General features: G+C 37.8%; 11 protein-coding genes. 9 read left to right on the forward strand and 2 right to left on the reverse strand.

The genetic code is table 11. The features are described 5' to 3' along the window. The first annotated feature begins 58 nt into the window (after positions 1-58). Positions 59-2,938: a DNA polymerase I gene (gene polA / locus ACY2RS_RS06795; protein WP_490097876.1), complete on the forward strand. Its 2,880-nt coding sequence runs from the start codon at positions 59-61 to the stop codon at positions 2,936-2,938. Positions 2,939-3,028: 90 nt separating this feature from the next. On the opposite strand, the gene ACY2RS_RS06800 is transcribed toward polA, so the two are convergent. Together ACY2RS_RS06800 and ACY2RS_RS06805 are read right to left on the reverse strand one after the other, a co-directional pair. After that, positions 3,029-3,520: a hypothetical protein gene (locus tag ACY2RS_RS06800; protein WP_490097877.1), complete on the reverse strand. Its 492-nt coding sequence runs from the start codon at positions 3,518-3,520 to the stop codon at positions 3,029-3,031. Positions 3,521-3,597: 77 nt separating this feature from the next. Continuing rightward, complete coding sequence (locus ACY2RS_RS06805; RefSeq protein WP_490097878.1) at positions 3,598-6,285, reverse strand: DUF5916 domain-containing protein; 2,688 nt, start codon at positions 6,283-6,285, stop codon at positions 3,598-3,600. Between the two features lie 429 nt (positions 6,286-6,714). Here ACY2RS_RS06805 and rplM point away from each other — a divergent pair, with 429 nt between their 5' ends. From rplM to asnS, 8 genes are all read left to right on the forward strand, one after another. Beyond that, positions 6,715-7,173, forward strand: coding sequence for a 50S ribosomal protein L13 (gene rplM / locus ACY2RS_RS06810; protein WP_490097879.1), 459 nt, complete (start codon positions 6,715-6,717; stop codon positions 7,171-7,173). Continuing rightward, positions 7,173-7,559: a 30S ribosomal protein S9 gene (gene rpsI, locus ACY2RS_RS06815; protein ID WP_490097880.1), complete on the forward strand. Its 387-nt coding sequence runs from the start codon at positions 7,173-7,175 to the stop codon at positions 7,557-7,559. Before rplM ends, rpsI begins: the two co-directional genes overlap by 1 nt. A 290-nt stretch (positions 7,560-7,849) precedes the next feature. Further along, a complete protein-coding gene (gene rpsB, locus ACY2RS_RS06820) occupies positions 7,850-8,653 on the forward strand; it encodes a 30S ribosomal protein S2 (protein ID WP_490097881.1) in 804 nt (267 codons plus the stop codon). Between the two features lie 125 nt (positions 8,654-8,778). Beyond that, positions 8,779-9,747 carry a translation elongation factor Ts gene (gene tsf / locus ACY2RS_RS06825; RefSeq protein ID WP_490097882.1) on the forward strand — a complete coding sequence of 323 codons (969 nt, stop codon included), beginning with the start codon at positions 8,779-8,781 and terminating at the stop codon, positions 9,745-9,747. Positions 9,748-9,890: 143 nt separating this feature from the next. Then, positions 9,891-10,598 carry a UMP kinase gene (pyrH, locus tag ACY2RS_RS06830; protein ID WP_490097883.1) on the forward strand — a complete coding sequence of 236 codons (708 nt, stop codon included), beginning with the start codon at positions 9,891-9,893 and terminating at the stop codon, positions 10,596-10,598. A 114-nt stretch (positions 10,599-10,712) separates the two neighbouring features. Then, positions 10,713-11,267, forward strand: a complete 555-nt coding sequence (gene frr / locus ACY2RS_RS06835; RefSeq protein ID WP_490097884.1) for a ribosome recycling factor — start codon at positions 10,713-10,715, stop codon at positions 11,265-11,267. A 164-nt stretch (positions 11,268-11,431) separates the two neighbouring features. Beyond that, on the forward strand, positions 11,432-13,858 hold the full coding sequence (locus ACY2RS_RS06840) for an efflux RND transporter permease subunit (RefSeq protein WP_490097885.1): 2,427 nt from the start codon (positions 11,432-11,434) through the stop codon (positions 13,856-13,858). A 65-nt stretch (positions 13,859-13,923) separates the two neighbouring features. Beyond that, a complete protein-coding gene (gene asnS / locus ACY2RS_RS06845; RefSeq protein WP_490097886.1) occupies positions 13,924-15,366 on the forward strand; it encodes an asparagine--tRNA ligase in 1,443 nt (480 codons plus the stop codon). The last annotated feature ends 154 nt before the right edge of the window (positions 15,367-15,520 follow it).

The following is a 15,520-nucleotide window of genomic DNA, read 5'->3' on the forward strand; positions in this document are numbered from 1 at the left end:
TTTTTGTTTAGGCCATCTGTAAACCGCTCGGCTGTGTTCGAGGAGACAACTATTGAAAATGTCAGATAAAAAACGCTTATTTCTCGTAGATGCATATGCCCTCATTTTTAGAGGCTATTACGCCTTCATAAAAAACCCAAGAATCAATAGCAAAGGGATGGACACTTCTGCCATTATGGGTTTTATGAACTCGTTTATTGATGTCATAAAAAGAGAACGTCCAGATCATTTAGCAGTATGTTTTGATAAAGGAGGAAGTGAAGCTAGAAATGAAATGTTCCCAGAATACAAGGCGAATAGAGATGAAACGCCTGAGGGTATTAAAATTGCAATCCCTTACATAGAAAGAATACTTACTGCCATGGACGTACCTATCATGGTAAAAGCTGGATATGAAGCCGATGATGTCATTGGTACACTGGCCAAAAAAGCCGAAAAAGAAGGCTACCAAACCTTTATGGTAACCCCAGATAAAGATTTTGCGCAATTGGTTTCAGAAAATATTTTTATGTACCGCCCTGTCTTTGGTGGTGGCTACGAAACTTGGGGAATTCCAGAAGTACAAAAGAAATTTGAAGTTAATGACCCTTTACAAGTAATAGATTACTTAGGAATGATGGGAGATAGTGCCGATAACATTCCCGGTTTACCTGGTGTTGGTGATAAAACTGCCAAAAAATTTATTGCTCAGTTTGGCTCTATGGAAGGATTACTTGCCAACACAGATCAGCTTAAAGGCAAAATGAAAGAAAAAGTTGAAGCCAATGGCGAGCTTGGTAAATTAAGTAAAGAGCTTGCTACTATAATGCTAGATGTGCCCGTAGATTTTAATGCAAAAGATTTTGAAATGAGCTCGCCAGATGTGGCTGCCGTTACTGAAATTTTTGAAGAACTAGAATTTCGTCGTCTCACCACCAATTTCATGAATGCTTTTTCTGTGGAAGCCATGGCTAGCAAGGGAACAAGTCACCAACAAAAAGAAACTAGTTCTCTCCCTCAGGGAGAGATGCCCGCAGGACAGAGAGGGAAAAGTACTAAACCAAAAACAGGTGCTGGTGAAGGACAGTTTTCACTCTTTGGCGGCGAGAGCCAACCTTCTACAGAAACGCAGGTGTATAGCAGTAGAAAGACCATTAAAGATACCGAACATTTTTACCAAACCATTCAGCCTGGCATGGCTACTAAATTGTTCATTCAAAACCTCATGAAACAAACCTCTGTTTGTTTTGACACAGAGACTACGGGTCTAAATCCATTAACAGCAACCCTTGTTGGGATTGCATTTTCTTGGGAAACTGGTAAAGGGTTTTACCTTCCATTTCCTGAAGATCAAGATGCAGCTCAGGAAATTATGGAGCAATTACGTCCGTTTTTTGAAGCTGAAGAAATAGAAAAAATTGGGCAAAATTTAAAGTATGATATTAAAGTACTTCGGAAATATAATATTTCCGTAGCAGGTAAATTATTTGATACCATGTTAGCACATTACCTCATCAATCCAGACATGCGTCATAACATGGATGTACTAGCCGAAACCTATCTAAACTATACTCCTGTTTCTATTACCGAACTCATTGGCAAAAAGGGAAAGAACCAAAAGTCGATGCGTGAGGTTCCTTTAGAAGAACAGACAGAATATGCCGTAGAAGATGCCGACATCACTTTGCAATTAAAAGAGCATTTTGCTAAAGAATTAGGCGATGCCAACACCCAAGAATTGTTTGATGACATAGAAGTGCCCTTACTAAGAGTACTTGCCGACATGGAAGTAGAAGGGATAAACCTCGATAAAGATTTCTTGGCATCACTCTCTGGTGATTTAGACCATGATATTAAAACATTAGAAGCAAATATTTACAAAGAAGCTGGTGAAGAATTTAACATTGCATCTCCCAAACAGTTGGGTGAGATTCTCTTCGGAAAATTGAAATTGGTGGATAAGCCTAAGAAAACAAAAACAGGGCAATTTTCTACTGCAGAAGATGTACTTTCTTATTTAGCAAAAGACCATCAAATTATTGCTGATGTATTAAACTATAGAGGCTTAGCCAAATTAAAATCTACCTATGTAGATGCTTTGCCTTTACAAGTAGAAGAAGCAACACATAGAGTGCATACAGATTATATGCAAACGGTTGCAGCTACAGGACGCTTGAGTAGTAATAACCCTAATTTACAAAACATTCCAATTCGAACAGAACGAGGTAGACAGGTACGTAAAGCCTTTGTGCCAAGAGATGAAAATCATGTGTTGGTAGCAGCAGATTACAGTCAGATAGAATTGCGAATCATAGCGGCTTTAAGTGAAGAAGAAACCATGATGCAGGCCTTTAAAAATGGCGAAGATATTCACGCCTCTACTGCTGCAAAGGTATTTAATGTACCAATAGAAGAGGTGACTAGAGAACAACGTAGTAATGCCAAAACGGTAAACTTCGGGATTATCTATGGGGTGTCTGCTTTTGGATTGAGCAATCAAACTAACCTCTCTAGAGGTGAGGCAAAAGAACTCATTGACACCTATTACAAAACCTACCCAAAACTTCGCAACTACATGAGTGAGTTGGTAGATTTTGCGAGAGACAATGGCTATGTACAGACCGTGTTAGGCCGTCGTAGGTATTTAAAAGATATCAACGCAGCCAATGCCGTGGTGCGTGGTGCAGCCGAGCGAAATGCTGTGAATGCTCCTATTCAAGGAAGCGCAGCAGACATCATTAAAATAGCCATGATCAATATTCATAAAAAGTTAACAGAAGGAAATTACAAAACCAAAATGCTACTACAAGTGCATGATGAATTGGTGTTTGATGTCTACAAACCTGAATTAGAAGAAATGAAAACCCTCATTAAAACTGAAATGGAAAATGCATATTCTCTTGCAGTTCCTTTGGATGTAGAAGTAGGTATTGGCCAAAATTGGTTGGAAGCACATTGATGTAGTGTTCAGTGGCAGTGGCAGCTTGAAATAAAAAATCCCAAACGAAATGAATACGTTTGGGATTTTTATTGAATAAAATTTAAAAACTTACTGTCTGTCAAAAACAAACACGGCATCTCCAAATCCAGTATCTACTGTAATGGTCATTCCGGTTGAGGTGACAATAGTTGTGTTATTGTTAAATTCAACATCAGAGTCACCATCAGGATCTGTTGTAGTGATTGAAGTAAGCTCAAGTTCGTTGGCTACATACGTATAGGTTCCAGTTTCTACAAAAGGACCTTCACAGCCCGCAGAAGTAGCTCCATTTCCATCAATTTCTACTACTAAATTTGTTGCAGTAACAGTGTACGTATCATCTGCATTAAAAGTGATGGTGTTAGTTAGGCAAGGCACCTCATCTAATAAATTTGTAGAAGTAGTCCCATCACCGTTATAATCATCATTAAAAGGAGAATTAGAACTTGTTAGTACAAATGTACCAACAATTGTTGCATCGGTTTGAGCCGATGTATCATCATCATTTCCACAAGAAGCAACTACTAAAGCGATTGCAAGCATACTCATAAACTTTTTCATACTATTTTTTTTATTTAGTGAACATTCCACCAAACAATAAACGAGCCAAGGTTTATTTTGTTGCAAAAAAATCTTTCTTATAACACAAAACGATAGGTCCACTTTATCAAAAAGGTATTTTCTGGTTTTGCTTTGAGTAGTTGGTTGTCAATTAAGGTGTCAAAATCATTTGCGGCTTCCCCAAAACCTGTGATGCCTTGAGACCAAACTAAGAATAACTCTGATCCTGGAATGTATTCCCAACGGGCTACCAAATTACTTCGGAATTGCACAAAGGCAAAGTCTGGATTTCCAAAACCATAATCTGTGGTAGCATCTCCATCTTCGTCAACAAAATAAGCCCCTTCTTGTTCACTAAATGAAATTTGATCGGAGGTGTATAATTGCACACGATCATTTAGATTTTCTGCATCTGCATCGGTAACATAATTGAAATTACTGTACTTCCCTTTCGCTATAAACGGCTGTCCGTAATATTGAATGGTCAAATTAGGATTGATCGTATAATTAACACGCAGAGTTGCACTCAATGTTCTTTGATCAATTTCTCCAGTGATGTATCGGGTTGTTCCATTATTATCGGCTTGAGAAACGTACTGGGTCTTATTAGGATTTACAGAATATTCTGGGCGCAATGAAATACTCAAGGCATTGGTCGGCTGGTAGTCAATGCTTCCTTCCACTTGAAAAAATGAAAAGTTATCCTGCGCTGCTTGAGATACAATAACCCCAGCACTGGTTCTTAACTTCTTTCGCTCATCGGTTCCGAAAAAGAAAAAGCCTCCATTTTCATCACTAAAGCGCCATCTGGGTCCGCCACGCAAAAAACTATTGATAAATATTCTGGGTTTATGAAAATACCCTCCATCAACAAACCAGTTGTTCATAAAGTTAATATTTCCGTTGAAATCATACTGTATCCTATTATAATTACCTTGAAAATCGTAGGTCGTAAACTGTGCTACTCTAGCATTTGCCCTGCGGTACCAGCTTGTAGGTTTTTGCCATAAATACCGAACATTAGCCCATTGCCTTATATTATCTGCTTCTCTTAAAAAACCGATATCGTTCAATTCTAGCTCAGGAGATCGATAGGTAGCCCCCACATTATAGCGCCAATTTCCGCCACCACTTTTTCCAAAACCTAGCTTACCACCTGTTCCTGTTAATGAGGTCCTTGTGGGATCTACTTCCACATGATCTGCATCTACACGCTGAAACAAATGCACAATAGATTGTTGTGTTCTGGCAATGGCACTTGGATTTCCACGAACGGTACTTGAAACAAAATTACCCTCGAGGTAGTAGTTTCTGTTTTTCCAGTTATGTCTAAAATCGAGGCCGCTGCTGTAGGCTTGTGTATGTAAAAAGGAAACATTTTCATCCATATTACGATGTACACTTGTAAGTATGCCTCCAATAAAACTATTGTTGTTATTAAAGTCTTTTTGCACTCTAGCCACCAAATAATTGGTTAAAGGTTCTACCAGTTCTTCTCGTTCTTCTCCTAATTCTCCTGCGGCTTCTAAAGAGCTAACTACATCTTCTCTTGTATCTAATCCAACTTCTGCAAACTCTTTTGCCGTGACACTTTCTAGGATACCAATAGCCCATCCATCTTTGGTTTTTCCGCTAAATTTTGAAGCTCCTAAAATTGTGGTGTTGTTTGGAACATCTGCAAACTCTCCCATAGCGCTGTTGGAAGAAGAAAATCCTTGCGGACTCCTTCCAATTCTTCTAGAGAAGAACAAATTGTCTGCATTACCACTGATACGATAATCGAAAATGTTTTTATTTTCAACAAAAAATGGGCGGCGTTCTTGAAAGAAAATTTCAAATCCGTCGAGTGCTATGGCTCCCGGATCGGCATCTACTTGTCCAAAGTCTGGATTGATAGTGAGATCAACGGTAAGATCGTTTGTAATTCCAATTTTAGCATCCAATCCTCCCGTTAGTTTTGTATCACTACCATCTCTAAATGGGTTGCCAGCTTCTTCTTCGTACAAATCTTGTTGCGCAACTAGATAGGGTTGAATTTCTAATTGTCGTTGTGGTTTAATGCCTTTAATTCCTTTTAAAATTCCAAATTCACTAACCCATCCTGGCGGATTTGCTGGCAAAGATTGCCAAGTAGAACGCTCTTCATTCCTAAAATAGCGTCGGGTAGATTGTAATCCCCAGGTTTGTTCTTCTTCGGCACTAAAGCGCAACTGACTTAGGGGAATTCGCATTTCAGCTGTCCAACCCTCTTCATTGGTCTCTGTAGCCACATACCAAATAGGACTCCAACTTCCATCAAAATCGCCATTATTACTTATATATTCATCTCCTTTTACACCTGCAGCCGTAATTGTAAATGAAAAAGCAGTTCTATCGTCGTTTAAACTCCCTAGATTAATCTCCACCCAATCGCCATCAAAACCATCTCTACGTGAAAGTCTTTTTACAATACCATCTGGGTCTTTATCATAACAAAAAAAGGCTACATAGATGTTTTTTTCATCGTAAGCAATTTTCATTTTTGTTTGTTCTGTAGGATCGGTAGCATTATCGGGTTCCCATTCTGTAAAATCTGTGGTCCAAGCAACAGCATCCCATGCAGCATCATTTGGTATGCCGTCAATGGTGATTTTTTTATCACCAATAGACGCTGTAGTGTAGGTTCTTTTTGCAATTGTGGTTTCTGAAATATCTGTGGTTTGCGCTGCTGTTATGCAAAAAAAGCAAAGCGCAAAACTCAAAAAGAGTTGACGTGAAAAAGTCATGAAGATTAAATGCTTGGTTGTTGTTATGTTTAAAGGACTCAATTAATACATAAATGTAACAGATTGAAATGTGAATTGTGATTTTTTTAACACCGTAAATCACTACGTACCCCTACGTAAAATATTACATATGGTACGTATTTCATATACCAAAGTAATACAGTATCTTAGCGGTTACATAATGTAAAAACATATGTACTTTTCTAATTTTGAGGAGAATTAGATAGTTATTCCCTCCCAGTTTACTGGGAGGTTTTTTTTGGAGTCTATGGACCTATTTTATGGAATGCATGGTACACCCTGTAAAATTTCAGAAAAACAGTCAAATATTTCTACACGACTGTTTGTTATTCAAATAAATAACACTACTTTTGCCGTCCCTTAGAATGGGACAGAAATAATTTATTAATAATTAGACAAAGAACTATAATGGATACATTAAGTTACAAAACAGTATCTGCTAACAAAGCCACAGTTACAAAAGAGTGGTTAGTAGTAGATGCGGACGGGCAAACATTGGGTCGTCTTGCGAGTGAAGTTGCAAAATTACTTCGCGGTAAACACAAGCCAAGCTTTACACCTCATGTAGATTGTGGAGACAACGTGATTATCATTAACGCAAGCAACGTCCAACTAACAGGAAACAAGTGGAGAGACAAATCTTACATTCGCCATACGGGGTACCCAGGTGGACAAAGAAGTCTTACTGCTACCGAATTAAAAGACAAGAATCCTGCACGCGTTGTAGAGAAAGCTGTTAAAGGTATGTTACCAAAAAACAAATTGGGAGCTGCAATTTTTAGAAACTTGAAAGTGTATGCAGATGCAAACCACGGTCAAGAAGCACAAAAGCCAAGAACTATTAACATTAACACCGCAACGAAGTAATGGAAACTATTCACAAAATTGGAAGAAGAAAAACCGCAGTTGCGCGTGTGTACTTATCTGAAGGAAAAGGAAACATTACGATCAATAAGCGTGAGTTTGATAACTATTTTACAACCCCTACATTACGTTATAAAGTAATGCAGCCATTAGCAATGACAGATAACGAGAAAACGTTTGACATCAAAGTTAATGTATACGGTGGTGGTATCACTGGTCAAGCAGAAGCAATTCGTTTGGCAATATCTCGTGCAATGTGCACATTAAATGAAGAGAACAGAGGAATCTTAAAACCAGAAGGTCTATTAACAAGAGATCCAAGAATGGTGGAAAGAAAGAAATTCGGTCAGAAGAAAGCCCGTAAGAAATTCCAATTCTCGAAACGTTAAGATTTTTTTTATCTATATGTCGCTCCGTATTTATTACGGTACCGCAACAAGCACAACGACATACTATTGAAGATTAAAATAAAGATAATGCTAGTTACCTAGTATTGTCATCCCGCACATGTTGCGGGGAAGTTCATACAAATACAATTATTAAATAAGCTGTTAGTCCCGCTCTGCCGGGCGGGACAATTAGTTTAGCATCTAAATCCCTTCGTACTCCAGAGCTTTAGCGACGGAGTCTCGTACAAGTGATTGACATCTAAACACACAGAACGTAAACTAAAAACAAAATGGCAAAAGACAACAACACAGAAGTTAAAGAACTTCTAAATGCAGGTGTACACTTTGGACACCTTACAAGAAAGTGGAATCCAAATATGGCTCCTTACATCTACATGGAGCGTAATGGAATTCACATTATCAACTTATACAAAACTGCTGCAAAAATCGAAGAAGCTGGTGAAGCTTTAAAGAAAATTGCTGCTTCTGGTAGAAAAATACTTTTCGTAGCTACCAAAAAACAAGCAAAAGACATCGTTGCTGAAAAAGCAAAAACTGTAAACATGCCGTACATCACAGAAAGATGGCCTGGTGGAATGCTAACAAACTTTGTTACAATTAGAAAAGCTGTTAAGAAAATGGCAACGATCGATAGAATGAAGCAAGATGGTACCTTTATGACACTTTCTAAGAAAGAGCGTTTACAAGTAGACCGTTTACGTGCTAAGCTAGAAAAGAACTTAGGTTCTATTAGCGATATGAGCCGTTTGCCTGCTGCATTATTTGTAGTAGATACAACACGTGAGCACATTGCAGTTGCTGAAGCGATTAAATTAAACATTCCAATCTTTGCCATGGTTGATACCAACTGTGACCCAAGAGTGATCGATTACATTATCCCTTCTAACGATGATGCATCAAAGTCTATCGACAAGATTATGACTGCTGTTACAGATGCAGTAAAAGAAGGTTTATCTGAGCGTAAAGCTGGAAAAGACAATGCTGAACAAGCAAAAGCTGCACCGGCACCGGCTAAAGAAAAAGAAGCTGTAAAGGTAGAAGCTAAAAAAGAAGCTACCAAAGAAGAAGAGTAAATCTCGATGCTATAGATACAGAGTCGTTTGATGTCTTTCTTCTGAAATGTTATTAAACGACTTTTTTTGAATTAAACAATTATTAACAAGATTCCCGCCGGCGCGGGAAAAATATCAAAGATATTATGGTAAAAATAACTGCCGCACAAGTAAACGAATTAAGAAAAAAAACCGGAGCTGGAATGATGGACTGTAAAAAGGCCCTTGTTGAAGCAGAAGGAAACATGGAAGACGCAATTGCTGTTCTAAGAAAAAAAGGACAAAAAATTGCTGAAAAAAGAGCAGACCGTGACTCAAGTGAAGGAGCTGTTGTTTCTAAAATTAACGATGCAAACACAAGAGGTGTTGTATTGTCTTTAAACTGTGAAACAGATTTCGTTGCTAAAAACGATTCGTACACTGCAATGGCAAACGAAATGGCAGCTATTGCAATTAACTACGACACAAAAGAAGCGTTCTTAGCTGCAGATTTTGGTGGTGGAATGACTGTTGCCGAAAAATTAATCGAACAAACTGGTGTAATTGGTGAAAAACTAGAAATTGGTGGTTTCGAAATTCTTGAGGCCCCATTTGTTGGTACTTATATTCACGGTAAAAAGATTGGTGCTTTAGTAGGAATGTCAGCAGCTGCAGATAACAGTGCTGAAGTTTCTAAAAGTGTTGCGATGCAAGTTGCTTCTATGGGAGCTACTACATTATCTTACAAAGATTTTGACGCTGCTTATGTTGCAAGTGAAACAGAAGCTAGAATTGCTGCTATTGAGAAAGACAATATCGAATTAGGTCGTTTAGGTAAAACACTTAAAAACGTTCCTCAATACATCTCTATGTCTCAACTAACTGACGAAGTGATGGCTAAAGCAAAATCTGATATCGAAGCTCAATTAGCTTCTGAAGGTAAGCCTGAGCAAATCTGGGACAAAATCGTACCTGGAAAATTAGAGCGTTTTGTTGCAGATAACACTACCTTAGATCAAGAGCAGTGCTTATTAGACCAAAACTTCATCATGGATGAAAAGAAAAATGTTGCTGAGTACGTTGCAAGTAAAGGTGATGCTACTGTAGTAGGATTCAAAAGAGTTTCTTTAGCGTAAGCTGAAACCTTATTATATTTCAAATCCGTCTTTAGTGATACTAAAGACGGATTTTTTTTACTGAAATTTTAAATGCTAACCACTGCTCCTGCTTACTGAATACTATTTTTTTCCCTATTTTTGCATCCAACAAAAACGTTACTATGCAGTACAAAAGAATCCTCCTTAAACTTTCTGGGGAAGCCCTTATGGGAAATCGCCAATACGGAATTGACCCTGAAAGACTTAAAGAATACGCCGAAGACATTAAAGCTATTACAGAAAAAGGCATTCAAGTTGCCATTGTGATTGGTGGCGGAAACATTTTTAGAGGTGTTGCTGGCGCAAGCAAAGGAATGGATCGTGTACAAGGAGACCACATGGGAATGCTAGCTACCGTAATTAACGGTTTGGCATTGCAAGGAGCACTAGAAGATGAAGGCATCCAGACCAGACTGCAAAGTGCTATTAAAATTAATGAAGTAGCTGAGCCGTTTATCAAACGTAGAGCCGTGCGTCACCTAGAAAAAGGACGTGTTGTTATTTTTGGTGGAGGAACGGGTAACCCCTACTTTACTACAGACAGTGCAGCGGTACTAAGAGCTATAGAAATAAATGCAGATGTTATTTTAAAAGGAACCCGTGTAGATGGTATCTACTCTAGCGACCCTGAGAAAAATGACGATGCTGTAAAGTTTGATTTTATCACTTTTGAGGATGTACTTCAAAAAGGACTCAAAGTAATGGATACAACTGCCTTTACACTCAGTCAAGAAAACGAACTTCCTATCATTGTTTTTGACATGAATACCCGCGGAAACTTAATGAAAGTGGTCTCTGGAGAGAAGATTGGAACAAAGGTGAACCTGTAATATTTTAGAAAAAATAAAAATGCTTATTTTTGAATTGGTCTGGTTTTTGAAACCGAATCGATACAATTAACGAGATACTCGCTTTCGCGGGTATGAAAATATCACGATTTACGTATGGAAGAAGAAATAGAATTTATCATAGACAGCACCCAAGAAGCCATGGACAATGCTGTAAGCCATCTAAACAAAAAGTTTGTAAACATTCGTGCTGGAAAAGCATCTCCTGCTATGGTGGGAAGTGTAATGGTAGATTATTATGGAAGTCAGACGCCTTTAAGCCAAGTAGCCAATGTGGCAACTCCAGATGGAATGACAATTACTATCGCTCCTTGGGAAAAAGGATTAATTCCAGAAATTGAAAAAGGAATTCACCTTGCAAATCTTGGTTTCAACCCAATGAACAATGGGGAAACTGTAATTATAAACGTACCACCACTAACAGAAGAACGTCGTAGAGAATTGGCAAAACAAGCCAAAGCAGAGGCAGAAGACAGTAAAGTTGGAGTGCGTAACGATCGTAAAAATGCCATGAATAGCATTAAAGAATTAGATGTAAGTGACGATATGAAAAAAGGATTAGAAGACGACATCCAAAAAATGACTGATACTCACATTGCTAAAATTGATGAATTATTAGGTATTAAAGAAAAAGAAATCATGACTGTTTAATACAGGATATATATAGTAAAAAAGCGACGGTACCGTCGCTTTTTTTATTCCCTAAAGTGCTACTATTATATTTCTTTAGATATAATTTTAAGTTAAAAGGTATCACATCCTTTATAACCGCTAAGAAATAGGTATTTTTGTGTAAACACAGGTAATTCTAGGTATTGAATAAACTTTTTAGCATCGGTTTTTGGGGCGCAACGGCACGTTTTATCTTACGTAACCGAGCATTCATTCTAGCCGCTATTGTACTAATCACTGTGTTTATGGCCATGCAATGGAAACACATGCGCTTTACCTATACCGAAGCGAACCTACTTCCAGATGACCATGAAATTAACCAAGAGTATAAAGCCTTTTTAGACCAGTTTGGTGAGGAAGGAAACCTCATTGTGTATGGCGTAAAAGACAGCACTTTATTTACTCCAGAAAATTTTAAAGCCTGGAATGATCTATCTAGAGAATTTCAAAAAGCCTCAGAAGTAGAAGTATCGCTTGCTATTGGAGACATTCAAAAATTGGTAAAACAAAAAAACAGTGAGCGTTTTGAAATGGTGCCACTGATACAAGATTCTGTTTTCACAAAAGAGTCTTTATCAAGATTACAATACGAACTCTTTACCAAACTTCCTTTTTATAATGGTCTGGTGTATAGTCTAGACAAAAAATCGGTGCGCACTGCAATATATCTTAAAAAAGACATTGTAAACACACCTGTTCGTAAAGCGTTTATCGAAGACCAAGTCATTCCAAAAATTAAAGCCTTTGAAGATCAAACAGGCATCAAGGTACATACCTCAGGAATGCCTTATATTAGGACACTGAACTCTCAAAACATTGTCGATGAAATTGAAATCTTCATCGCTGCTGCCTTAGGAATTACTTCGCTCATCTTTTTCTTATTTTTTAGATCGTTTAGAGCCACGTTTATCTCCATGGTAACGGTTATTATTGGGGTGATGTGGTCTTTTGGAGTCTTAGGTTTGCTTCACTATGAAATTACGGTGTTAACGGCATTAATACCACCACTTATTATTGTAATTGGTATTCCCAATTGTATTTTCTTAATCAATAAATACCAACAAGAAATTAAGCAACATGGAAATCAGGCTAAATCCTTACAGCGTGTTATTGCCAAGGTAGGAAATGCCACCTTGATGACCAACGTAACTACTGCTTCTGGTTTTGCAACTTTTATTTTAACCAACAGCCAATTACTCAAAGAGTTTGGTATTGTGGCTTCCATAAACATTATTGCCATCTTTTTGTTGAGTTTGTTTATCATTCCTATTATCTACAGCTATATGGCTGTTCCAAAAGACAAGCATTTAAAACATCTCAATAGAGAATGGGTCAACCGCTTTGTAGATTGGATGGAGAACATGGTGCGTAAGCGCAGGATTGCTATTTATATTGTTTCTATTTCGGTATTATGCTTAAGCATTATTGGTATTTATAATATCAAAATATCGGGAAGCATGATAGAAGACATGCCTAAGAAAACTGCCTTTTTTAAAGACATCCGTTTTTTCGAAAAAGAGTTTGAAGGTATTATGCCCTTGGAAATTCTAGTAGACACGAAGCGTAAGAAAGGAGTCATGAAATTGGCTACGCTCAAACGCATGAACGAGCTCCAAGAATACATCGAAGAATTTCCAGAGTTTTCGAATTCTTTGTCGGTTGTAGAACTGGTTAAATATAGCAAGCAAGCCTATTATAATGGCAACCCAGAATACTATCAATTACCCAACAGCCAAGAACGAAGTTTTATTTTAAGCTATGCAAAAAGTAGTGCAGGCAGCACCAATTTGCTAAAAAGCTATGTGGATACTACTGGGCAATTTGCGCGTATCACAACTTTTATGAAAGATACGGGCACCGAACGCTTTGATAGGATTGAAGAAGACCTAAAAGCCAAGGCCGCCAAAATATTTCCTAAAGAACGTTACAATGTAAGCTTTACCGGAAAAGCACTCGTATTTCAAAAAGGAACCAAATACTTAGTAAACAATCTTATTATTAGTTTATCGCTAGCCATTTTACTCATTGCCTTGTTTATGGCTTGGATGTTTCGAAGTTTTAGAATGATCTTAGTTTCACTACTTCCAAACTTACTCCCGCTTATTATTACTGCTGGTTTGATGGGCTTTTTAGGTGTACCTATTAAACCTTCTACCATTTTGGTATTTAGCATTGCCTTTGGTATTTCGGTAGACGACACTATTCATTTCTTGGCAAAATACCGTCAGGAACTTATTGCCAATAATTGGAAAATTAAAAAATCGGTGTATGCAGCCCTTCGTGAAACTGGAGTGAGTATGTTTTATACCTCCATTGTCCTGTTTTTTGGTTTCTCTGTTTTCACTATTTCTAGTTTTGGAGGAACCGTAGCACTCGGTGCTCTAGTTTCGGTAACACTTGTTTTTGCCATGCTTGCAAATCTATTACTGCTTCCTTCTTTATTGCTATCGCTCGAGAAGAGCATTGCCAATAAAGAAACCCTTAGAAAACCTTCACTACCCATCTTACCTGAAAACATGGAGGATGAAGAGGAAATTTCTGAAGAAAATACAGAGAACAATACGCTTTAAAATACGACATTTTCCATTTTAGATTTCTGAATTAAAACCTATCTTTATCGCCTGAATTTTTGACTATGAAACACACAGAAATAGCACACGTTTTACAACAAGAACCCTCATTACATGAACTTACCTTAAAAGGTTGGGTACGCTCTTTTAGAAGCAATCGATTTATTGCATTAAACGATGGGTCTACGATAAAGAACATACAATGTGTTGTCGATTTTGAGAATTTTGAAGAAGAAACATTAAAAAATATCACAGTAGGTGCTGCTATTGAAGTTACTGGACAATTGGTAGAAAGTCAAGGAAAAGGACAAACGGTAGAAGTACAAGTGAGCAAAGTAGCTGTATTAGGAACCGCAGATCCTGAAGAAGTAAAACTCACCATACTTTCTCCAAAGCGTCACAGTTTAGAAAAATTACGCGAGCAGGCACATTTACGTGTGCGTACCAATACTTTTGGTGCTGTGATGCGTTTGCGTTCAAAATTATCTTTTGCGGTGCATGAATATTTTCAGAAAAATGGATTTAACTACATGCACACGCCTATCATTACTGGATCTGACGCCGAAGGTGCTGGAGAAATGTTTAAAGTAAGTACTTTAGATCTTAAAAATCCGCCTTTGGATGACCACGGAAATGTAAACTACAAAGAAGATTTTTTCGAAAAAGAAACCAATCTAACCGTGAGTGGTCAATTAGAAGCCGAAACCTATGCTATGGGATTAGGTAAGGTATACACCTTTGGCCCTACGTTTAGAGCTGAAAACAGTAACACCACACGTCACCTAGCAGAGTTCTGGATGATAGAACCTGAGGTAGCCTTTAACGATTTGGCAGACAACATGGACCTTGCCGAAGACTTTATAAAGTACGTTATTACATACGCACTTGATCATTGTCAGGATGACTTAGAGTTCCTTGAAAACAGACTTATTCAGGAAGACAAAAGTAAGCCAGCTGCAGAACGTCAAGAAATGACCCTGCGTGAGAAATTGCATTTTGTAATTGACAATAACTTCAAACGCGTTAGCTACACCGAAGCTATTGATATTTTAAAAAGCTGTAAGCCTAACAAAAAGAAGAAATTTAAATACATTATCGAAGAATGGGGTGCAGATTTACAAAGTGAGCACGAACGTTTCTTGGTAGAAAAGCACTTTAAATGTCCCGTGATCTTGTTTGATTATCCAGCAACCATCAAGGCATTTTACATGCGTTTAAATGAAGATGAAAAAACAGTACGAGCCATGGATGTATTGTTTCCAGGCATTGGAGAGATTGTTGGTGGATCACAACGTGAAGAACGTTATGATGTCTTAAGGCAAAAAATGCAAGCCATGGATATTAGTGAAGAGGAACTGTATTGGTATCTAGATTTACGTAAGTTTGGTACTTGTACCCACAGTGGTTTCGGACTAGGTTTTGAGCGTCTTGTATTGTTTGTTACTGGTATGGGGAATATTAGAGATGTAATCCCTTATCCAAGAACTCCAGGTAACGCTGCTTTTTAAATTCTGAAATTTTAATAGCTAAAAAATAGTCTTTTGTCTAGTTGAGCACTCCCGAAGCTACGGGACGAAACCTAATGTAACTGTTAGAAATGTAATCAACTTGCTTTATTTTTTAAAACTAGTATATTAAAACCAGCTCTGTACCGTTGTATAT

It is taken from the genome of Patiriisocius sp. 208BN25-11, from assembly GCF_058147145.1.